The sequence below is a fragment of the Streptococcus sp. DTU_2020_1000888_1_SI_GRL_NUU_041A genome, assembly GCF_032387735.1.
Classification (GTDB): Bacteria; Bacillota; Bacilli; order Lactobacillales; family Streptococcaceae; genus Streptococcus; species Streptococcus sanguinis.
The window spans coordinates 1,574,671-1,593,540 of the sequence record NZ_CP135591.1; the positions used below are offsets into that span (position 1 = coordinate 1,574,671).

General features: G+C 38.2%; 16 protein-coding genes. 10 read left to right on the forward strand and 6 right to left on the reverse strand.

Translation table 11 applies throughout. The features are described 5' to 3' along the window. From metA to RSK81_RS07755, 5 genes are all read right to left on the reverse strand, one after another. The gene (gene metA, locus RSK81_RS07735; protein WP_268681470.1) at window positions 1–942 is read right to left on the reverse strand and encodes a homoserine O-succinyltransferase; all 942 of its coding nucleotides are present in this window, start codon (window positions 940–942) and stop codon (window positions 1–3) included. Between the two features lie 147 nt (window positions 943–1,089). Beyond that, entirely contained in the window at window positions 1,090–1,602 is a 513-nt protein-coding gene (locus RSK81_RS07740; RefSeq protein WP_002906315.1) for an adenine phosphoribosyltransferase, read from the reverse strand. A gap of 198 nt (window positions 1,603–1,800) precedes the next feature. After that, the gene (locus RSK81_RS07745) at window positions 1,801–2,328 is read right to left on the reverse strand and encodes a hypothetical protein (protein ID WP_268681471.1); all 528 of its coding nucleotides are present in this window, start codon (window positions 2,326–2,328) and stop codon (window positions 1,801–1,803) included. A gap of 46 nt (window positions 2,329–2,374) precedes the next feature. Then, window positions 2,375–4,594, reverse strand: coding sequence for a single-stranded-DNA-specific exonuclease RecJ (gene recJ / locus RSK81_RS07750; protein ID WP_315686420.1), 2,220 nt, complete (start codon window positions 4,592–4,594; stop codon window positions 2,375–2,377). A gap of 105 nt (window positions 4,595–4,699) precedes the next feature. Beyond that, window positions 4,700–5,290, reverse strand: a complete 591-nt coding sequence (locus tag RSK81_RS07755) for an HD domain-containing protein (RefSeq protein WP_315686422.1) — start codon at window positions 5,288–5,290, stop codon at window positions 4,700–4,702. A 154-nt stretch (window positions 5,291–5,444) separates the two neighbouring features. Here RSK81_RS07755 and RSK81_RS07760 point away from each other — a divergent pair, with 154 nt between their 5' ends. The 10 genes from RSK81_RS07760 to RSK81_RS07805 all read left to right on the forward strand — a co-directional run bounded on the left by RSK81_RS07760 (window position 5,445) and on the right by RSK81_RS07805 (window position 17,660). Then, window positions 5,445–6,581 (forward strand): phosphoribosyltransferase domain-containing protein, encoded by a 1,137-nt coding sequence (locus RSK81_RS07760; protein ID WP_315686424.1) that lies wholly within the window; start codon window positions 5,445–5,447, stop codon window positions 6,579–6,581. An 11-nt stretch (window positions 6,582–6,592) separates the two neighbouring features. Continuing rightward, on the forward strand, window positions 6,593–7,684 hold the full coding sequence (locus RSK81_RS07765) for a cysteine protease StiP family protein (protein ID WP_061595137.1): 1,092 nt from the start codon (window positions 6,593–6,595) through the stop codon (window positions 7,682–7,684). A 188-nt stretch (window positions 7,685–7,872) separates the two neighbouring features. Next, window positions 7,873–9,441, forward strand: coding sequence for a YceG family protein (locus tag RSK81_RS07770; RefSeq protein WP_061595136.1), 1,569 nt, complete (start codon window positions 7,873–7,875; stop codon window positions 9,439–9,441). 15 nt (window positions 9,442–9,456) lie between these two features. After that, the gene (locus RSK81_RS07775) at window positions 9,457–10,587 is read left to right on the forward strand and encodes a toxic anion resistance protein (RefSeq protein ID WP_002900107.1); all 1,131 of its coding nucleotides are present in this window, start codon (window positions 9,457–9,459) and stop codon (window positions 10,585–10,587) included. A gap of 92 nt (window positions 10,588–10,679) precedes the next feature. After that, a complete protein-coding gene (locus RSK81_RS07780) occupies window positions 10,680–11,279 on the forward strand; it encodes a TerD family protein (RefSeq protein ID WP_002900106.1) in 600 nt (199 codons plus the stop codon). A gap of 25 nt (window positions 11,280–11,304) precedes the next feature. Next, entirely contained in the window at window positions 11,305–12,000 is a 696-nt protein-coding gene (locus tag RSK81_RS07785) for a TerD family protein (RefSeq protein ID WP_004191027.1), read from the forward strand. A gap of 17 nt (window positions 12,001–12,017) precedes the next feature. Then, complete coding sequence (locus RSK81_RS07790; protein ID WP_002900104.1) at window positions 12,018–12,656, forward strand: TerD family protein; 639 nt, start codon at window positions 12,018–12,020, stop codon at window positions 12,654–12,656. 99 nt (window positions 12,657–12,755) lie between these two features. After that, the gene (locus RSK81_RS07795) at window positions 12,756–15,395 is read left to right on the forward strand and encodes a calcium-translocating P-type ATPase, PMCA-type (RefSeq protein WP_002920884.1); all 2,640 of its coding nucleotides are present in this window, start codon (window positions 12,756–12,758) and stop codon (window positions 15,393–15,395) included. A gap of 383 nt (window positions 15,396–15,778) precedes the next feature. After that, window positions 15,779–16,561 carry an HAD family hydrolase gene (locus tag RSK81_RS07800; RefSeq protein ID WP_061595134.1) on the forward strand — a complete coding sequence of 261 codons (783 nt, stop codon included), beginning with the start codon at window positions 15,779–15,781 and terminating at the stop codon, window positions 16,559–16,561. A gap of 22 nt (window positions 16,562–16,583) precedes the next feature. Beyond that, window positions 16,584–17,660: an HpcH/HpaI aldolase/citrate lyase family protein gene (locus RSK81_RS07805; protein WP_049553320.1), complete on the forward strand. Its 1,077-nt coding sequence runs from the start codon at window positions 16,584–16,586 to the stop codon at window positions 17,658–17,660. 144 nt (window positions 17,661–17,804) lie between these two features. Here the strand turns inward: RSK81_RS07805 and RSK81_RS07810 are convergent, their stop codons facing one another. After that, window positions 17,805–18,833, reverse strand: a complete 1,029-nt coding sequence (locus RSK81_RS07810; protein WP_049553319.1) for an acyltransferase family protein — start codon at window positions 18,831–18,833, stop codon at window positions 17,805–17,807. Window positions 18,834–18,870: the final 37 nt, after the last annotated feature.

Consider the following 18,870-nt stretch of genomic DNA (forward strand, 5'->3'; position numbering starts at 1 on the left):
TTATAGATAAGCAAAAAACGATACATCATTTTCAGGGCTCTCCCAGTCAAAAGGCGTCTCCTGATAGACAGCGTAATTGACCCAATTGCTGAAAAAGAGTGCCGCGGCCGAACTCCAACGCAAGGCCGGTGTCGCATGGACATCATCGTTTTTGAAATAATTCTCTGGAATGTGTGGATTCTTGCCCGCCTTCAAATCGCGGAAATACTCCTTGGATAGAGTATCGCGGTCGTATTCCATGTGACCGAAACTATACACCTCTCGCAAGTCTCGGCTAGCCAGCACAGAGAGGCCAGTATCCTCTCCATACGAAAGAATTTCCAGATTAGTCAGATTGACAATATCTTCCTTCAGAACTTCAGTATGACGGGAATGCGGCGCATAAAACTCATCGTCAAAGCCACGGAAAAGCAGATTGCTGCTGTCAGCTGACTGGCTATAAACACCCGATAATTTGCGTGTCATCTGGTGTTTGTCCACGCCGTAGCGAGCGTAAAGTCCAGCCTGAGCTCCCCAACAGATATGCAGAGTCGAAAAGACATGGGTCTTGGACCATTCAATCACCCGTTGGAACTCTTCCCAGTAGTCCACTGCTTCAAAAGGCAGATGCTCTACCGGTGCACCAGTGATAATCAAGCCATCAAAATAGCGATTTTTAACCTCATCAAAAGTCTTATAAAAAGTCTCCATATGCTCTGCACGTGTCGTTTTAGACTGATGAGATCTCATGTAGAGGAAGTCAATAGTCAACTGCAGCGGAGTATTAGCCAAATGGCGCAGTATCTGAGTTTCCGTCACCATTTTTTGGGGCATGAGATTGAGTACCAGAATATTCAGAGGGCGGATATCCTGATGGTCCGCCCTATCGTCATCCATGACAAAGATATTCTCAGAACTTAAAATGTCAACAGCTGGCAGTTTCTTATCAATCTTAATTGGCATAAAAATATCTCCTTCAATCGTTAGAAAGGCTTGGAAATACTTTTCCAGCCTATTCTTCGTTTATCCAATGTACTTTCATTATACTGAAAGGAGATATAGTTTTCAATTATACTTTTTCTCTAACTAGATATAGCTAGAAACTATGTATTAATAGTGCATCAGAACCTTGTAGTCGTAATCACCGATAACTTCGCGACCTTTGAGCTCATCCAGCTCAATAAGGAAGGCACAGCCAGCCACTACGCCACCAAGGCGCTCAATCATCTCGATCGTCGCCTTCACTGTTCCACCAGTCGCAAGGAGATCATCTACAATCAGAACGCGCTGACCTGGCTTGATAGCATCCGCATGCATGGTCAGGGTATCCATACCATACTCTTTTTCATAGTCAGCTGAGATAACCTCACGAGGAAGCTTGCCAGGCTTGCGGACTGGAGCAAAGCCGATTCCTAACTCAAAGGCAACAGGACAGCCCACGATAAAGCCACGAGCTTCCGGTCCAACGATCATGTCAATCTTCTTGTCTGTCGCATATTGCACAATCTCACGAACAGCGTAGCTATAAGCATTTCCATCTGCCATCAATGGGCTGATATCACGGAATGTCACGCCTTCCTTTGGATAATTTTCGATTGTTGCAATGTAGTCTTTTAAATTCATGATATACTTTCTTTCAAAAAAAATTTTTTACTCTCTATTATATCACTTTTTCATCCAAATGGTAACAGAAAACTTACTTTTTATTGGTATCTATTATTTAATCTGAAAAATCATGTCTGAGACATTTATAGACCATCATATTGGGGCCTGGATTAAGTTGGTTATTCTTTATTATCGTTTTTTCTAGGCAAGTCAAAATCAGATGTATTGCTCTAAATAAAGAGGTGTTGCTATTTCTTGTTCATAATTTTTTACAACATCCTTCGTAAATAAGCCTAATAAGTCCAAAACATTAGATGGATTAATCTCAAATGTTGAAAATACAGAGTTTTCAAGAAAATTATGCAATTCTTTATAATTTGTCACATAGCTATACCCCTGAGGAGCGTTAAATCTCGGCGATAATTCTTTAGCTTGTTTTAATGATATAGGCGAGTCAAGAAGAGATAGGGAGTAAATTGGAGAAAAATACTTAGCACCTTCTTGCAAATGGTTTTCCAAATATGGACGACTACTATTTTCTAAATCTGAATTTTCTAAAAAGTTTTGGATATTATTACGCTGACCTAAAATCATTTTTCCAACAATCATCTTAGCGGGCGAGGAAAGATATAAATAAGCTACCGTTTCTTTTTCAGGAATCCTTGAACGATATTCAAAATGCTTTTTTCCTGTTAGCAAAGCTTTAAAAAATTCTGGTTTAAAACTCAGGATAATTTCATTCATCTAAAAAGTTCTCCTTTGCAAGACTTTGGCTCAGTCTTATACCATCTCATCTCTCCATCAAATAATCATAAATCTCCTGCACAGTGCCCAGTGCCATGAGTTCTTGTTCCTTGACTTGGCGCTTGAGATCTTGGTAAATGTGACTGTTTTCAATTTCTTTCTTTTCAGCTTCCTTATTGACCTTCATGACGCCTTCTTTGATGCTGACAAAGCCCAGCTCTTCAAAAATCTGAATCATTTTGACCAAGAGAATAGGATCAATTTTCAGGTAAGCTGCTAGGTCCTTGAGCTTATAGCGAACATCAAACTCGGGGAACTGATAGATTGTCTTGTAGAGTTTTGCAAACTGCTCACGGTTGCCATAACCAGTCAGATAATAAGGCTTGGCAATCTCATTCTTAAAGTAAATCGCTTCGAAATCCTGTGATTGAAGAATCTTCTTCAAGTCCTGCAAATCATCAGGCAGGTCATAAACCACAACTGCTCTGCTATTTGTCAAATCCGGCAATTCCTCTGTGAAACGCAAGACTGGAACCTTGTCAGGCAGCGTCGCATTTTTGCTGCGGATATTGAAAAGCTGAACGCCGTCCACACGAGCATCTACCAGCATGAGCTGGAGACTGGTCTGTCCATTCCATTTATTGACAGAGAGGCTGACAGCCAGCTCCAGATTCTTGGTTTGGGCAAACTCTGTCGCCAGGCTTCCTTGCCCAAAAGCTACTACTTCAAAAGATGCATCTTCCTGAGAAATTTTCAGCTTAAGATGACTGTTGCCAGCCCCCATAGTCCGAGTATTGTCCACCTTAAAGTCCTTGAGGTAAAAAAGCGGCTTCTTATTGTCCATACCAAAAGGAGCTAGTTTTTCGAAGCTTTTGAGTGTATCCAAAGTCAGTTCTGGCAAGTACAACTCCTCATCCAAGTACAGGGTTGTTTTGCCAGTCAAATCCAAATCATTGTCTAAGATGTAGGCTGTCAGGATATCAGATAGCTCTGTTAATTTGTCTGCTTCAAGAGTCATTCCAGCTGCTCCAGCATGTCCACCAAAAGCTACAAAGAGATCACGATGACTGTCCAAGGCCTCAAAAATATCGACTGCTTCAATACTGCGGGCGCTGCCCTTAGCGATACCACCCTCAATATTAAGCACTATGACTGGCTGGTGCAGCTCTTCCAGCAAGCGCCCAGCGACAATCCCTAGCACACCAGGGTTCCAACCTTCCTTGGCCAACACCTGCACAGGTCTCTTAGGGTCCAGCATGGTTTGCGCTTCTTCATAAATCTGCTGGACGATTTCCTTGCGCTCGTCATTTTTCTGGTTAATCATAAGCGCAATGTCACGATCTTCTTCATCATCAAAGCCAGTCAAAAGCTCAACCGCTGGATTGGGGTCATCCAATCGTCCCAAGGCATTGAGTCGAGGGGCAAGCTGAAAGCCAACCGTTTCTTCATCCAGTTCATCAGGCTGAATACCAGCTATTTTGAAGAGTTCCTGAAGACCTACTCGCTGGGTATTTTTGAGAACAGAAAGGCCATATTTAACCAGAATCCGATTTTCCTCCGTCAGACTGACCATATCAGCGATGGTCCCAATGGCCACTAAGTCCAAAAGTTCGACTTGGACTTCTTCCAACAAGGCTGTTGCTAGCTTAAAAGCCACCCCACAGCCAGCCAGATGCTTGAAAGGGTAATCCGCTCCGCTATGTTCCGGATGAACAATCGCATAGGCATTTGGCAACTCCTCAGGCATGGAGTGGTGATCCGTCACGATGACATCCACACCCAGAGACTGGGCCAGCTCGATAGCTTCAATGCCGGCCACTCCATTATCTACTGTAATAATGAGCGAAATACCTTGATTTTCAATAAAATACTTATAAACACTGCTATTAGGACCATAACCATCCGTAAAGCGATTAGGCAAGTAGACCTGACACTCAGCCCCCAACTGCTCCAAGGCTTCCTTGACAATAGATGCTGAGGTCATCCCATCAGCATCATAATCGCCATAGATCAAAATCTGCTCGTAATTCTCAATCGCTGAGCGAATGCGCTCCACTGCCCGCTCCATATCATGCAGGTCATAAGGATCGTGAAGCTGGTCTAAACTAGGCTCCAAAAATTCCTGCAAAGCTTCTTCAGTCTGCACACCCCTTTGGTAAAGGAGACTAGCAGCGGCAGGTTCTAATCCAGCTTTTTTAGCCTTTTTTAAAAAATTTTCGTCTGTAAAATTAGTGGCAAACTGCCAGTCATATTTTGAGCTAATCATGATAAGTGAAACACTTTCTCCGTTCAATCTTGTCTGAATATTATAACATGAAAAGACTGGTTCAACCAGTCTCAAACTTTCTATCTACGAGCAAGGCCCTTAGGCTCACTCATCTAGGTATAGCCCCTTAGCAACGCTTTGGTCAATAACTTCCTGAGCCAATTCCCAAAGACTTTCAGAGGTTTCTTGGATAAAGGATTTTTTCGCAATAACCTGCGACTTGGTCAGGCCATGAGGATTGTCATGAGGCTGAGCGACTTCCAAGTGATTGAGCAGGGGAACCAGAGCATCCAGCACTCGGGCATATTTAGCCTCTATGCTAATGCTGGTTTCAAACTCCTTCCAAAGTTCTAAAAAGGAATTCTGCTGATCTGACGGAAGCTTGTCTAAACTGATTTTCAAGGACTCCAACTCTCTATCGTAAGAATCGCTCTTGCCCACGTCGTCAAAGATAAAAGTATCGCCAGCATATATTTCGCCCAAATCATGAATTAGTAACATAGACATGACCTTTTCCAGATTGACCTCTTCGGGGATATATTCTCGAAAAACTAGCGCCATGAGCGCCCCCTGCCAACTATGCTCAGCAGAATTTTCAAAACGATAAGCGTCCAAGGTCCGATTGTTGCGATGAGTGGCTTTCAGTTTTTCCAGCTCATTGGTAAAAGCTAACTGCTGCTGTAGACGTTCAAGCATGTGGAACTCCTTTGAAATGTTTTTATTATTATACCACAATAGCACTAATAAGATTGTCCAGATTTGTTTGAAGTATTAAAGTGACAGTTGAGCTAATTAGTGATATACTAAGACAATAAAGGTTAATTAATTGCAAACTTTGAAAGGAATAATAATGACCTATCTTTTAAAAGTAGAAGATTTTGTTAATATAGAAGAAAATAAGAGTTCCTTCGTTATCAATGATATGGTTGCTATTTGCAAGCGAAGTAATAATCCCAATCGAGACTATTTATTTGTTAATAAATATCAAGCTAAACATTATCCTGTTAAAGCCCATAACACGCTTCAGCTATTTTCCGAACTCTATCAAGAAATAAAAAGGCAAATTCCTTCTGACAAGCGTATTTTAGTTGTTGGTTTTTCTGAGACGGCTACTGGAATCGCCCAGGCAATCATGCATATGGCCTTGGAAAACAAAGATTTGAATACTGTCTTTTATTTACAGACTACTCGAGAAAGCATTAATACGGATATCCAAAATATCTCTTTCGAAGAAGAACATTCACATGCAAGTACACAAAAATTATATTATCGCTCAGATATTCCTGACTACGATACTGTTTTGTTTATCGAAGATGAAATAACAACAGGAAATACAATTGTTAACTTTATTGAAAAATTTCAAAAAATTAAAGACGGTATTTCTTTTTCAGCCGCTTCTATATTAAACTGGCAAAATACAAAGAATCGTAAGATTTTTCAAGAAAAAGGAATCAAAAGAATATACCTAGTCAGTGGTCAAATGAGAGATAATACTCCACTCATAGAGCTGAAAGAAACAATACTGGAAAAACCAAGACTAACTTCAGACGTTCACTATCATTTATCTGACAAGCTCAATCCTCGAACAGGTCTCACTAAAGAAGAGTTTTTAGTCTTCCAAGAAACTGCTCTAAATCGATTGACTTCGCAAGTCTCTCGGAAATCTAAAGAAGAAACAATAGCTGTCATTGGAACTGAGGAAAACATGTGGTTACCAATTAGGCTAGCCCAAGAACTTGATGCAGAGGTTCGCTCCACCACAAGAAGTCCCATTTCCCTCTCCAGTGAAGACAACTATCTTTTCCATAACGGCTTAGCTTTGGCCAGTGCTTACGAAACGAATAGAATGACTTTCCTTTACGATTTTGAACGTCATTATGACCAAATTATCATTGTCTATGAGGTTATGACTGATGCATTTCGAGCAACTCTTCAAAATAAACTGCAGCCCTTTAGTAAGCAAACACTAATTTTTGTTAAACAATAAGAAAGGCTTTTATGAATTTAGTAAAAACTAGTTACCCTGAATCCGATGTAACCATCCTCTTACAAGATGTGCGTGGAAAGGTTCCTGTATTAGACACTGCTGAAAGAGAAAAGTTAAATCAACAGGGCGTTCATTATTCCGAAATGCTACCTCTAGAATATGCCCCAACAGAGCGCTATATGAAAATCTATCAAGAAAGCCTCGCAACTCTTTCTTTTGAGACTGCTAACGCTATAGCAAGTCTTTCTGAAAAGATTTTTAAGAAAAAAGGAGAAAATCTTGTTTTAGTTTCCTTAGCAAGGGCAGGGACTCCTATAGGTATTCTAATAAAAAGGTACCTTCACTATAAATATCAGCTTGATGTGCCGCATTATAGTATTTCTATCATTAGAGGTAAAGGGATTGACATAGCTGCCATGAATATTATAGCCAACAAGCACCATCCTAAAGATATTCAATTTGTGGATGGTTGGGTTGGAAAAGGAGCAATAAATACCGTCCTTGAAGAAGCCTGCCAGAGGTTAGCAGAGGAAAACAAATTCTTTTCCGAACTAGATCCTACTCTAGCTGTACTCAGTGATCCAGCTTCGGTAACACCGCTTTATGGTACTCGTCAGGACTTTTTAATCCCTAGCGCTTGCTTAAATGCTACTGTCAGCGGCCTCGTCAGCAGGACGGTCAAATTAAAAGAAATGAAAGATGACGAGCTTCACGGAGCTGTTTATTATGCAGAAAACGAAGCTTACGACCATTCATTGGAATTCTTAGATAAAGTGCAATCCTATTTTGACCAAGTTCAATTAGATTATTTCAATCCTTCACAAGAAGAGCTCAATGAGGATTTCAAAGGATTGGACGAAGTTAAGAAAATCGCCCAATCCTACAACATTAGTGATATCAATAAAATAAAACCAGGAGTTGGTGAGACAACTAGAGTTCTGCTTAGGCGCCTTCCAGACAGGGTGTTAATTAGAGAAAAGGCTAATCAAAAATACCTTAAACATATCCTTCAATTATGTGAAGAAAAACAAATCCCAATCGAATATGTCAACCTACAGAAATATAATGTTTGTGGCATTATAAAGGAAGTCGCTGATTTATAGTTTATCTCTTGACAAAGACCATTTTATAAATATACAATGGTATCTATAAAGCAGGGGAGAGCAGACTTTAATAAGCTATCTCCAGTGATTTAGGAGGTACAAAGCAAACCATCTGCACTCTTCGTTTAACTTTTATACAAAGAAGACAAAAGATGTGACATTATAATCGTAGAAAGCAGGTATATTTCATGTCGACCAGTCTGCAAAATTTGCCCTTTGAACTTTGGCGTTCAATCACAGAACGAAAAGGAATACAAGCCACTTTCTCTCCTGTTTTTACACGATATATCGGGGTTGAAAATCAAAGTAAATATGATAGTGTATTAAAAACTATTTTGGTAAAAGCTCAAGAGGATTCAACTCACACTATTTACTTTGACGGCCAAATCCCAATGGATGCAGATTTTGATTTCATTAACAGCATAAAAAACGAGCTTGCTTCAATGGAAGTTAGTCAAATAGCCAGTCAGGATATTACACTCTTTGAAGATGCAGAGCTCAATCATCAATTTCTGATTGCTCTTGAATATATAACAAACCTTGCTATCCGTCAGGAAAATTTCCTGAATAACAGCGTGAGAAATAATTTTATATGCAAAATGCTACTCTATGCATACTTACATATTTTCAGCTTATCCTATCAAGATAGAGATTACCTTACAAACAAGTGCATCTACTATGGTAGTATTTCCAAACACGATATATATTTCTTGCTGTTACTTAATCGCTTCGGATTTGATGTCATTTATATCAATCCACTAAAAGATGATGAAAATTTTGCTCTAGTTGACTCTGATCAAATCAGTACTGTCCATAAAAACACTCAAATCCTGCCTATCCAAAGTTGGGCAGAAAGAGCTAAAAATGGACAAATTATAGAGGAAAATCGTTCAATTACACTGGATATAGAAACACAAATTGAAGAACAGTTATTTACAAATTCTGGCATTTATAGGCCTTGGCAGTTCCGAAATGGAACGACAAGCCCCATTTTTTTCAATTCAACTTTAATAGATGTAGAACAAAATTGGAACGCACCCGCAAAAGTTCGGAACGGATTTAAGACCGTTGAGAAAACAGTCTACGTCCCACATTTCTTTTTTGAAATAGAGGGAGAATATAATCCAATTGACAAGTACGCCCACTTGGTCAATATCTGTTCTTCGTCTGACAATACGCTCGTTTTAACATCCAATGGTGATGAACTGATTACTCATGAAATAAATGATTCCGATAAATATCAGCTTATGTTTTGTCAACTCAGTAATGGAAGTTTTGATATTGAGGAGATTATGAAGCTCCCATTCTATCGCTATGCTCCTTATAACGATGAAACAGAAAAATTCCTTCTCAATAAGATTAACGAAACCATTGCAGATACTCGACTGTTCAAACAACCATTGACAGTATCCAAAGAAGAAATATTAAACTTTGCACTGTTGATTCTACAGTTGGATAAAAGAGTAATACGACTCATAGATAGCTTTGATTTTACCGGCTTTATACCCAAGATTGTCTTTTTCTTGGAAGGCGAAACTCAGTTATCAAAAAATACGTGCTATGTCCTTGCCTATCTTGGAAAAATTGGTTTTGACATCATCATTTTTTCACCTGCCGGCTTATCTGACCTGAACTCTTACATTAATGCAGAGTACTTTAACACTGTCAGATTAGATGTTATAAACTATGAGCAAAGTTTTCAAGCTATTCAACGAAAGCTGAAAAAACAAAATTTCTTCAGTAAACTTTTTAATTAAAGAAAGGAAAACAATATGCCTATCAACACAGGAAGTTTTGATTCAACTCCACAAGAGATTGAATCAACTGAACTTGAACTTGCTAAACCAGAAGTCCTAGCTGACAACTTAGCCTATAAGCAAAAGCTAAGATCACTGCCTGAGGTTCAGAACCTCACCAATGAGATTGATATTACTAATGTCAACTCAATTATGGCTTTCGGTCAAAAACCGAGTGAAGGGATTTCTCAAATGTCTGATGCTCTATTATCTTCCATGCGAAGGGTAGATGCAGAGGAAGCTTCTCGAATGCTCGTTCAACTTACTAAAATCATGGATAAATTCGATATTAAAGAAATTGAAAATCCAGAAAAAGCATCTGCTCTGCAAAAATTATTTGGCAAAATAAAGAATAGTATTGATAAACTTTTTGCCAAATATGAAGATATGGGTAAAGAGGTTGATCAGATTTATACCATATTGAAGCAATATGAAGTTCAGATTCACCAAACCCAAGAAAATTTGGAAAAACAATATAAAACTAATGTAGCTTACTATGAAGAATTAGAAAAATATATTGTTGCTGGTGAGATTGCTCAAGAAGAAATCGAAGAATACAGCAATCAGATTGCGGCTCGTACGGATATAACAGAGCAAGAAAAACAAACTCAACAGCAAAAGCTAAGCATGATTAAAGATATGCTCGCACAGCGAACATATGACTTGCAAATTGCTGAAAACGTGGCCATGCAAACCTGTCCTATGATTCAGACCATGCAAATGTCTAACTTTAATCTGATGCGGAAAATCAATTCTTCCTTTATTATCACATTGCCAATCTTCAAGCAATGTTTGGTTCAAGCTATTCAATTAAAAAGACAGGAAATTCAAGCTAAGTCTATCAAACAATTGGATGAAAAAACCAATGAACTTCTAATTCGTAATGCACAAAACACTGCTAATCAATCTGTAAATATTGCTCGTATGGCTGGTGGAAGCTCTATTCAAATGGAGACTCTTCGTACAACTTATGAGACAATCAAAAAAGGAATTGAAGAAACCAAGCAGATCAATAATCAAATTGCTGAAAAACGAAAAAGTGATTCTATTGAGTTAGAACATATGAAATCTGACATGGCTGAAAAAGGTTTTATAAGCGGTCATTGATAACACTTAAAATATGGTAACAATAAATCTTACTTGGCTTTCCTTAAGCTAAAGAGTTTTAAAAATATTATGATTCAGAAAGGAATATCTATATGGATTTCACTAATTTAAACTCTGGCAGCTCTGCTGCTCCTCTTAACCTCTCTAAAGGGAGCGTTTTAGATTTAACAAAGCAGGCTCCTGCATTAAAAAATTGTATTCTAGGCGGCGGCTGGGATATGGCTGTTGCAGGACCAACTGCTGACCTAGACTTAGCTGCCTTCCTAGTTGAAGAAAGCGGTCGTGTTGCGCAAGTACCGAATGATGTTATTTTCTTCAATAATATGTCTGCAGCTGGAATTCGACTTGAAGGTGATAATCGTACTGGAGAAGGCGAAGGCGACGATGAACGAATCCAAATTAATCTTGATGCAATCGAACCTCGAATTAAGAAAATTGTCTTCTTCATTACTATTTTTGATGCAGTCACTAAACGTCAGACTTTTGGCATGATTAAAAATGCTTTTGTTCGCCTTCTAGATGCCGACAATAACGAACAGGAAATCTGCCGCTATGAATTGAGTGACAGTTATTCTGCTGATACTTCTGTAACAGCTTGTTCCCTTAGTCGGACAGCTAATGGCTGGGCTTTTGAAGCAATCGGTGAGGGAGCTATCGCTGACCTCAACCAACTCTTGTCTCGCTATATGTAATTAAGAAAATAGAAAGGAAAATATTATGGGACTTTTTGGTAAATTGTTTGGTGGAGATGAGCAACAAACTCAAGCTCCTGTTGCTAACACACCTGTTCAAACTTCTAGTACGGAAGGACGTGAAGTCACACTCGATTTAAATAAAGGAGGCATGCTTAACCTTGCAAAAAATGACTTCCTTAATCTTTCTAAAACAGATTTCTCTTTAGAAAATATTCGCGTATCAGCAGGATGGGATGTTAAGACAAGTCTCTTTGGCTCTGACTTTGACCTTGATCTTTGTGCCTTCCTTCTTGATTCTTCTGGCCATCTGACTCGTTCAGTTAATAATCTTGTCTATTTCAGTAAAAAGAAATCTCAGGGTATTCAATTAGATCATGATAACCTTACCGGTGCTGGTGACGGTGATGATGAAAACATGTTTGTTAATTTCAATAATATTCATCCAGACGTGGCTCAAATCGTTGTAGCAGTTGTTATCTATTCTGGTCAAAATCGCAAACAATATTTTGGCCAAGTAAAGAATGCCTACGTTCGCTTAGTTGATCAAGCACAACGTCCTGAAAAAGAAATCGCTCGCTTCAATCTATCAGAAGATGGCGGCAAAGCGACGGCCGTTAAATTTGCTGAACTTACACGTACTGTCAATGGTTGGACTTTCAAAGCAGTTGGAGAATACCTAAACGCTTCAATCCAAGACATTGAAAAATCTTACCGTTAATCAGAAAGGAATCTCTCATGGCTATTAATTTCACCTCACTTGGCGGACCTGCCAATCCTACTCCAACACCCACTGAAGTTGCTCCTGCAACGGGAGGTGTATCTCTTGATTTAGAAAAAAATACTATCCTGGACTTAGCTAAAGCTGCTCCAGGCCTTACAAAAGTTGACTTATGCGCTGGTTGGGATATCTCTGCCGGTGGTGCAGATTTTGACCTTGATATTTCTGCTTTCCTATTGAATGAGGCAGGCAAAATTACTTCTGCTAGTGATGTTATTTTTTATAATAACAAAACTGCTCCCGGTATTCACTTAAATGGTGATAATCGTACTGGTGCAGGTGATGGTGATGATGAAGTTATCAATTTGGATTTAGCTGCTCTCTCACCAAGTATCCATAAGGTCATTTGCGCCGTTACCATCGATCAGGCTATCACTCGTCGTCAAACATTTGGCATGGTTAATAATTCCTATGTTCGCTTAGTTAATGCTGAGAACAATTCTGAACTTTGCAAGTTCCAACTTAAAGATGATTATTCTACCGACACAGCTGTTGTTTTTGCAGAACTTGTAAAAGATGGTTCAACTTGGGCCTTCCACACCATCGGTGAAGGTAAGCAGGCTGATTTAAATGGTATAGCTGCACTCTTTAGCTAAAGACAGACAGTTGCCAAATCAAGTTTTATTGACATACAAAAAAGAGACTGAACACTATTGTCTCAGCCTCTTTATTTTTAGAAAGGACAAACAAACCAAATGAATAACTTTAAAGGGCTAAGCTCAGCTGAGGTTGCAGCAAGCAAGTCAGCCCATGGAGATAATAAACTTTCCAGTAAAGAAGCTAACTCACTTCTTTCAATATTTATTGAAGCTTTCAAGGATCAGTGGATTTTGATTCTGCTTGCGGCCTTAGGTCTCAAAATTATTTTCAACTTTATCGGCATGATTTTCCCAGGTATTGGTGAAGCAAATTGGTACGAAGCAATTTCCTTGATTTTTGCCATTCTCCTGTCAACAGGATTTTCTGCTATCTCACAATATCAAAATGAGCAAAAGTTTAATACATTACAAGAAGAAGCCAGCAAAACTAATGCTAAAGTCTATCGCGACGGTAAACTTAAAGAAATTTTAGTAGATGATATTGTCAAAGGAGACCAAATTCTTCTTCAAACTGGTGATAAAATCCCAGTTGACGGGATTATTCTTGCTGGAGAATTAAAGGTAAATCAAGCTATCTTGAATGGGGAAAGTGAAGATGCTACAAAAATCGCTTTAGGTGATAATGCAGAACCAGATAGTCAGGACCTCTTTACAGAATTAAAAATCTTCCGTGGGACTGTGGTAACATCTGGTGAAGCTGTTATGGAAGCAACTGATATTGGTGACCATACTGTTCTTGGAAGCATCAATACCTCTCTCCAAGAGGATGGGAAAGATTCTCCATCAAAAGAGAAATTGAACAAACTGGCAGAAAATATTGGCGTTCTTGGATACAGTGCTGGTGCGGCTTACTCTGTCATCAACCTTGTTCTTGGTTTTCTTGCTTTAAATACTGCAAACAATTTGAATCTTTCATCTATTTTCTTATTAGTCATTGAAACAATTCTCTTTGCAGTGACTATCATTATCATGGCAGTTCCAGAAGGATTGCCTATGATGCTGGCTCTTGTGTCTTCAATGAACTCAGGCCGCTTGCTAGCTCAGAATATTCTAGTTCGTCATCCTGATACTATTGAAACAGCTGGTTATATGAATATCCTTTTCAGCGATAAAACTGGAACAATTACAGAAGGGAAACTATCTGTTGTTGATTTCTTCCTTGGCAATGGAACTCTTTATGAGACAACTGATGAGAGTTCTGCTGCTGATTTCTCGAATATGTCTGAAAAGTTACTCAAGCAAGTTATTCATGGCATTGGTTTAAATAATGACGCTAATATAGCAGATGGTATAGCTGTCGGAAGTAACGCAACTGACCGTGCTCTTTTAGATTTTCTAATCAACCGCAATCTCTTAGATTTTGATACAAACACTATTGCTGAAAAAGAACAGTTTAACTCTGCTAAAAAATATGCTAGTGTTACGACTAAGTCAGGCGAAATTTACATCAAAGGAGCACCAGAATTTATTTTAGATGATTGTCATTTCTATCTTGATAAAGACGGAAATAAGACTGCTTTTACTACTTCTGATAAAGATAAATTCTCTGCACTCTCTTTGGAACAGGCTAATCGTTCTATGCGTCTTCTCGCTATTCTTAAAAAAGAAGGTTCAGATAAAATCTTGATTGCTATTGTATGTATTCGAGACAATGTACGGGATTCTATTAAACAAACTGTTGAAACAATGAACAAAGCTGGAGTTCAAGTAGTTATGGTTACAGGAGACCGTAAAGAAACAGCTATTGCCATTGCTAAAGAAGCTGGAATTGTTACCAGTGATACAGATTTAATCCTAACTCATGATGAGCTAGAAAACCTCTCTGACGAAGAATTAAAAGCGCAACTCCCTAATATGAAAGTAGTAAGCCGCGCCTTACCTATGGATAAGAAGCGCTTAATTGAAGCAGCTCAAGACCTTGATATGGTTTGTGGTATGACTGGTGATGGAGTAAACGACTCACCTGCTCTTAAAGCTGCTGACGTTGGTTTCTCTATGGGAGACGGAACTGAGGTTGCCCGTGAAGCCTCTGATATTGTTATTTTAAACAATAGTTTGACGTCTATCGAAAAAGCTGTGCTTTACGGCCGGACAATGAGCAAATCAGTTAGCAAATTCATTATTTTCCAGCTGACAGTTAATGTAACTACTATTGCTATGTCTCTTCTCTCTCCTCTTTTCGGTCTGAAAGAGCCATTTACAATCATTCAAATCCTTTGGATTAACCTTATCATGGATACACTAGCTGCTTTGGCATTTGGTGAAGAACCTACCTTAGATCGTTACATGAATGAAAAACCAGTGGCTAAAAAAGCTAATATTCTAACAAAGTATATGAAGTCTGCTATTGGAGTTGCTAGCATTTTCATTACTATTGTTTGTCTTGCTATTCTTAAAAATGTAGCTGGTATTCAAGATTTCATCACTAATGGAACTGGAAACTTTGAAATGGTAACTACCTTCACCTTTACTGTGTTTATCTATGCGATTATCTTCAATTCCCTCAATACTCGCAGTACTGGTCTTAATGTTTTTGAGCATATTTCAGAAAACAAAAAATTCTCGATTGTCATGATTTCCATTGCTATCGTTCAATCTTTAATCATTCAGTTTGGTGGACAGGTCTTCAATACTGTTCCTATGGATATTGAACACTATATTGTAGCACTTGCTATTGCTGTTCTGATTATCCCTATAGACTTCATCCGAAAAGCTCTTACAAAAAATAAATCTTAGTTATAGAAAGGCTGAAACACTAGTGTTTCAGCCTTTACTTATCAACTCTTTTAGTGAAGTGACTATGAATACTTCATGAACAGGGAAAATTTATCCATGACAATAATCTACTTGATTCTTTATAAATGCTTCCAAGACTAGACTTATCGGCTCTTTTATAGTAAGATTGGTATAGTTTGATGAATTGCACACTTTGATAACTAAAATTTATTCTCTTAAGTCATTTAAGATTATAATATTGTTTCATTTAAGTTTGACAAAAATTTTAAGACAATCAATCTAACTTTAATAACCTTTAAATATAACTGCTTGAAATTAAAAAAGAAATTTTTGTTTTCTATTAAAATTTTACAACTATCAGTCCCAAAAAAGAGAGGAATATTATGCTTTTTGCTACTGATTTAGATCGAACCATCATTTATTCTAATAAGTTTGTTGAAAATTATCAGACTGTTTCTTGTGTAGAACATCTAGACGGACGTGAAATCTCCTATATGAGCCATAGAGCATTGGAATTACTTGCTCAAGCCAAAACTCGATGCGATATCCATTTGGTTCCAATTACAACTCGCTCGCTAGCGCAGTTCTCACGCATTATCCCCCTACAAGACTGCCCTTATGCTGTTGTTGCTAATGGCGGAATCATTCTGCATAAAGGTCAACCTTTAAAAGTCTGGCAGGAACACATCGAAAGAACTCGACAAATACAAGCATTGGATTATCCTAAAATCTTAGATATTTTAACTAAATATCAAAAATACTTAACTAGAACTCCATCTTTGGTTGACAATTTATTCTTTTTTACTAAAGTTACCGAAGATCAGGATATCGTTCAAGAGTTTATCTTGCCAAGTCTTGAAAAAGATTTAAAAGATTTAGAATGGACTTTCACTCTTCAGGGGCTTAAACTTTACATCATCCCTAAAGAAATTTCTAAAGAAAACGCTCTTTCTTTTTTAAAAGACTATCTCAAAGAAGAATTTCTAATTACTTCGGGTGACGGAAAATTAGATGCTGGCTTCTTATCTTTAGGCGATATAAAAATGATACCAAAGAACAGTGAAGTTTACCAGCTTATCAATAATAAAGATGGCTATATGATTGTTAATCAAGGAATAGAAGGCGCTGAGGATATTTTTTCAGTAGTCCTCGAACAAAAAACTTAAAAGTGTTGAATGGAAGATTTGAATGAAATTTACTTATGATTCTATACCCCTATTTAAAGAAGGATGCCAATTTAATCAAAATTCCCCAAAAGATTTATTGCAATATGCAATAGCTGGACTTCTTTATATGCCCGCTCATCGAACTCAGATAGTTGATGAAATCATTGCTGGCCTCCATCCTTGCTGTAGCTCAATCTGTCTAGATCTAGAAGATTCTATTGGAGATGGAACTGTTCATCAAGCTGAATTACAACTCTTTGAGACTTTAGACAAACTGAATCAAGCCTTGGAAACTGGCCAGCTAGATTTTGATTCTCTCCCTTTAATTTTTATCCGAGTCCGTTCTTCCCAACAATTTAATCAAATGCTCGAGCATTCTTCTCCTGATATCTTTAAACTAGTTTCTGGATTTAATTTTCCTAAATTTGATTCTACTACTGCTCCTGCCTACCTTCAAGTTTTCGACAATTTTAGCAAAAGAACAAATCAAACATTTTACATAATGCCAATTCTTGAAAGCGAGAGCATCATGAAAAAGAATACCAGAATGGAAGAACTTCTTTTTATATCAGAGTTATTAAAACCCTATAAGGAGCAAGTTTTAAATATCCGTGTGGGAGCAACTGATTTTAGTAATATTTTCGGTATTCGTCGTAATGTCCACCAGACTATCTACGATGTTAAACTTATTGCTGACTGTCTAACAGATATCTTAAATATTTTTTCCGCAGATTATATCTGTTCTGGACCAGTATGGGAATACTTTAATAGCCGTTTTCAAGATGGGAATTGGGCTCATGGATTGAAAAAAGAGCTAGAATTAGACAGACTTAATGGATTCATTGGAAAAACTTGCATCCATCCTTCTCAGCTAAGCCTTATTGCTGAGAATAACATTGTTAGTATAGAAGACTACCAAGATGCTCTGACAATTCTTAACACAAATCAGCAGCAAATTGGTGTAATAAAAGGATATAAAGAAAACCGGATGAATGAAATGAAGCCGCATAGCAAATGGGCAAAGAAAATTATCCAGTTAGCAACAGTCTATGGCATAGCTGAAGGAGATAATACAAAAGATAATTCACTGAAATCGTAGAACGACATATAATGGGTGTTCTGCCTAACTTTTTCCTTGACTAAAAACACACGCATTAAAACTGAACTTAATGCGTGTGTTTTATTTTAGATAAAGAAATAGCAACTATTCATCTTAAACATGCCAAATTTTTTAGCGATAAATTTAACCTTTCCCTCGCCATCGAATCACTAATTCTGACGTCAGATGGGTCAGGATAATCGTCAGAAGGAAGGCCCAACGGCCATTTTCCCACTTGGTCAGCTGCTGGGATTTGAGCAGAAAGAAAGATAACTCAATAAAGATAGGATGGAGAAAGAAATAATGGATACTTAAATCTTTTAAATGTCGCCAGTTTTTTTCACGCTTCCACTGAGTTTTTAACAGCCAATTGAATAAGAAGAGCGTAAAGGGAATGAGAGCAAAGAAAAAGTTTTTATCCAGTCCCTGCCTCATGTAAACCAGTATTCCTTCGCCTGCCAGGAAAAGACTTGCCAACAGAAGAGACAGCCAGCGTTTTTTCTGAAATAAGGCTATCTGCCCGTAATCAGCTAGAAAGTAGCCTAAATAGATAAAAATGGGCGTATAGAAGAGGCCATTCCTGCTAGTGAAAAAGAGCTTGGCATAGACATCGTACCAGTCCGTCAGCAGACTAGGCGACAGATAGGCGTGATAAGTCTCAATAGCACCTAAGGCGTAGAGAATTAACAAAAGGGCAAATGTTTTCTTGGGACCCAACTTCCTATACAAAAAATGGACCAGCAGCAAACCTAAGAGAAAGGCAGGAATATACCAGAGCTGGTAGCTCATTCCGATGTAGAGGAGCGCTGCTAGAATAGCCAGAGGAGCTAGATAGAGGGGCAAATGCAGAGATTGGAAATAAGTCAAAGCGTAGGGAAGGTAGACCAGACTCCAAAAACCATAGACCTTTAAAATACCTTTAATATACAGAGTCAGTTTCGTAGAACCGTGCTCTCGCTTCCAGCGTAATCGGAAAAAATAGGCTGAAGAAATTAAAAAGAAAGGGACCGCCATGCGACCAAACATACTCTTTTGAATAAAATGCAGGGCTTCATGTTCAAAAAGCCTCTGGCAATGGACCATAATCACTAAAACTGAAGCAATATATTGAAAAAGGCTGAGCAGGGCATAATTGACAGGTTGCTCTGGCTCTATGACTCCTCTCCTTTGCATCAAGCTTTCTCCTTACGAGGTTTGTTTAAGATGTAAA

Excerpts from the sequence above, each read along its gene's own strand:
- metA (WP_268681470.1), bottom strand. The coding sequence starts at position 942 with ATGCCAATTAAGATTGATAAGAAACTGCCAGCTGTTGACATTTTAAGT.
- RSK81_RS07740 (WP_002906315.1), bottom strand. The coding sequence starts at position 1,602 with ATGAATTTAAAAGACTACATTGCAACAATCGAAAATTATCCAAAGGAA.
- RSK81_RS07745 (WP_268681471.1), bottom strand. The coding sequence starts at position 2,328 with ATGAATGAAATTATCCTGAGTTTTAAACCAGAATTTTTTAAAGCTTTG.
- recJ (WP_315686420.1), bottom strand. The coding sequence starts at position 4,594 with ATGATTAGCTCAAAATATGACTGGCAGTTTGCCACTAATTTTACAGAC.
- RSK81_RS07755 (WP_315686422.1), bottom strand. The coding sequence starts at position 5,290 with ATGCTTGAACGTCTACAGCAGCAGTTAGCTTTTACCAATGAGCTGGAA.
- RSK81_RS07760 (WP_315686424.1), top strand. The coding sequence starts at position 5,445 with ATGACCTATCTTTTAAAAGTAGAAGATTTTGTTAATATAGAAGAAAAT.
- RSK81_RS07765 (WP_061595137.1), top strand. The coding sequence starts at position 6,593 with ATGAATTTAGTAAAAACTAGTTACCCTGAATCCGATGTAACCATCCTC.
- RSK81_RS07770 (WP_061595136.1), top strand. The coding sequence starts at position 7,873 with ATGTCGACCAGTCTGCAAAATTTGCCCTTTGAACTTTGGCGTTCAATC.
- RSK81_RS07775 (WP_002900107.1), top strand. The coding sequence starts at position 9,457 with ATGCCTATCAACACAGGAAGTTTTGATTCAACTCCACAAGAGATTGAA.
- RSK81_RS07780 (WP_002900106.1), top strand. The coding sequence starts at position 10,680 with ATGGATTTCACTAATTTAAACTCTGGCAGCTCTGCTGCTCCTCTTAAC.
- RSK81_RS07785 (WP_004191027.1), top strand. The coding sequence starts at position 11,305 with ATGGGACTTTTTGGTAAATTGTTTGGTGGAGATGAGCAACAAACTCAA.
- RSK81_RS07790 (WP_002900104.1), top strand. The coding sequence starts at position 12,018 with ATGGCTATTAATTTCACCTCACTTGGCGGACCTGCCAATCCTACTCCA.
- RSK81_RS07795 (WP_002920884.1), top strand. The coding sequence starts at position 12,756 with ATGAATAACTTTAAAGGGCTAAGCTCAGCTGAGGTTGCAGCAAGCAAG.
- RSK81_RS07800 (WP_061595134.1), top strand. The coding sequence starts at position 15,779 with ATGCTTTTTGCTACTGATTTAGATCGAACCATCATTTATTCTAATAAG.
- RSK81_RS07805 (WP_049553320.1), top strand. The coding sequence starts at position 16,584 with ATGAAATTTACTTATGATTCTATACCCCTATTTAAAGAAGGATGCCAA.
- RSK81_RS07810 (WP_049553319.1), bottom strand. The coding sequence starts at position 18,833 with ATGCAAAGGAGAGGAGTCATAGAGCCAGAGCAACCTGTCAATTATGCC.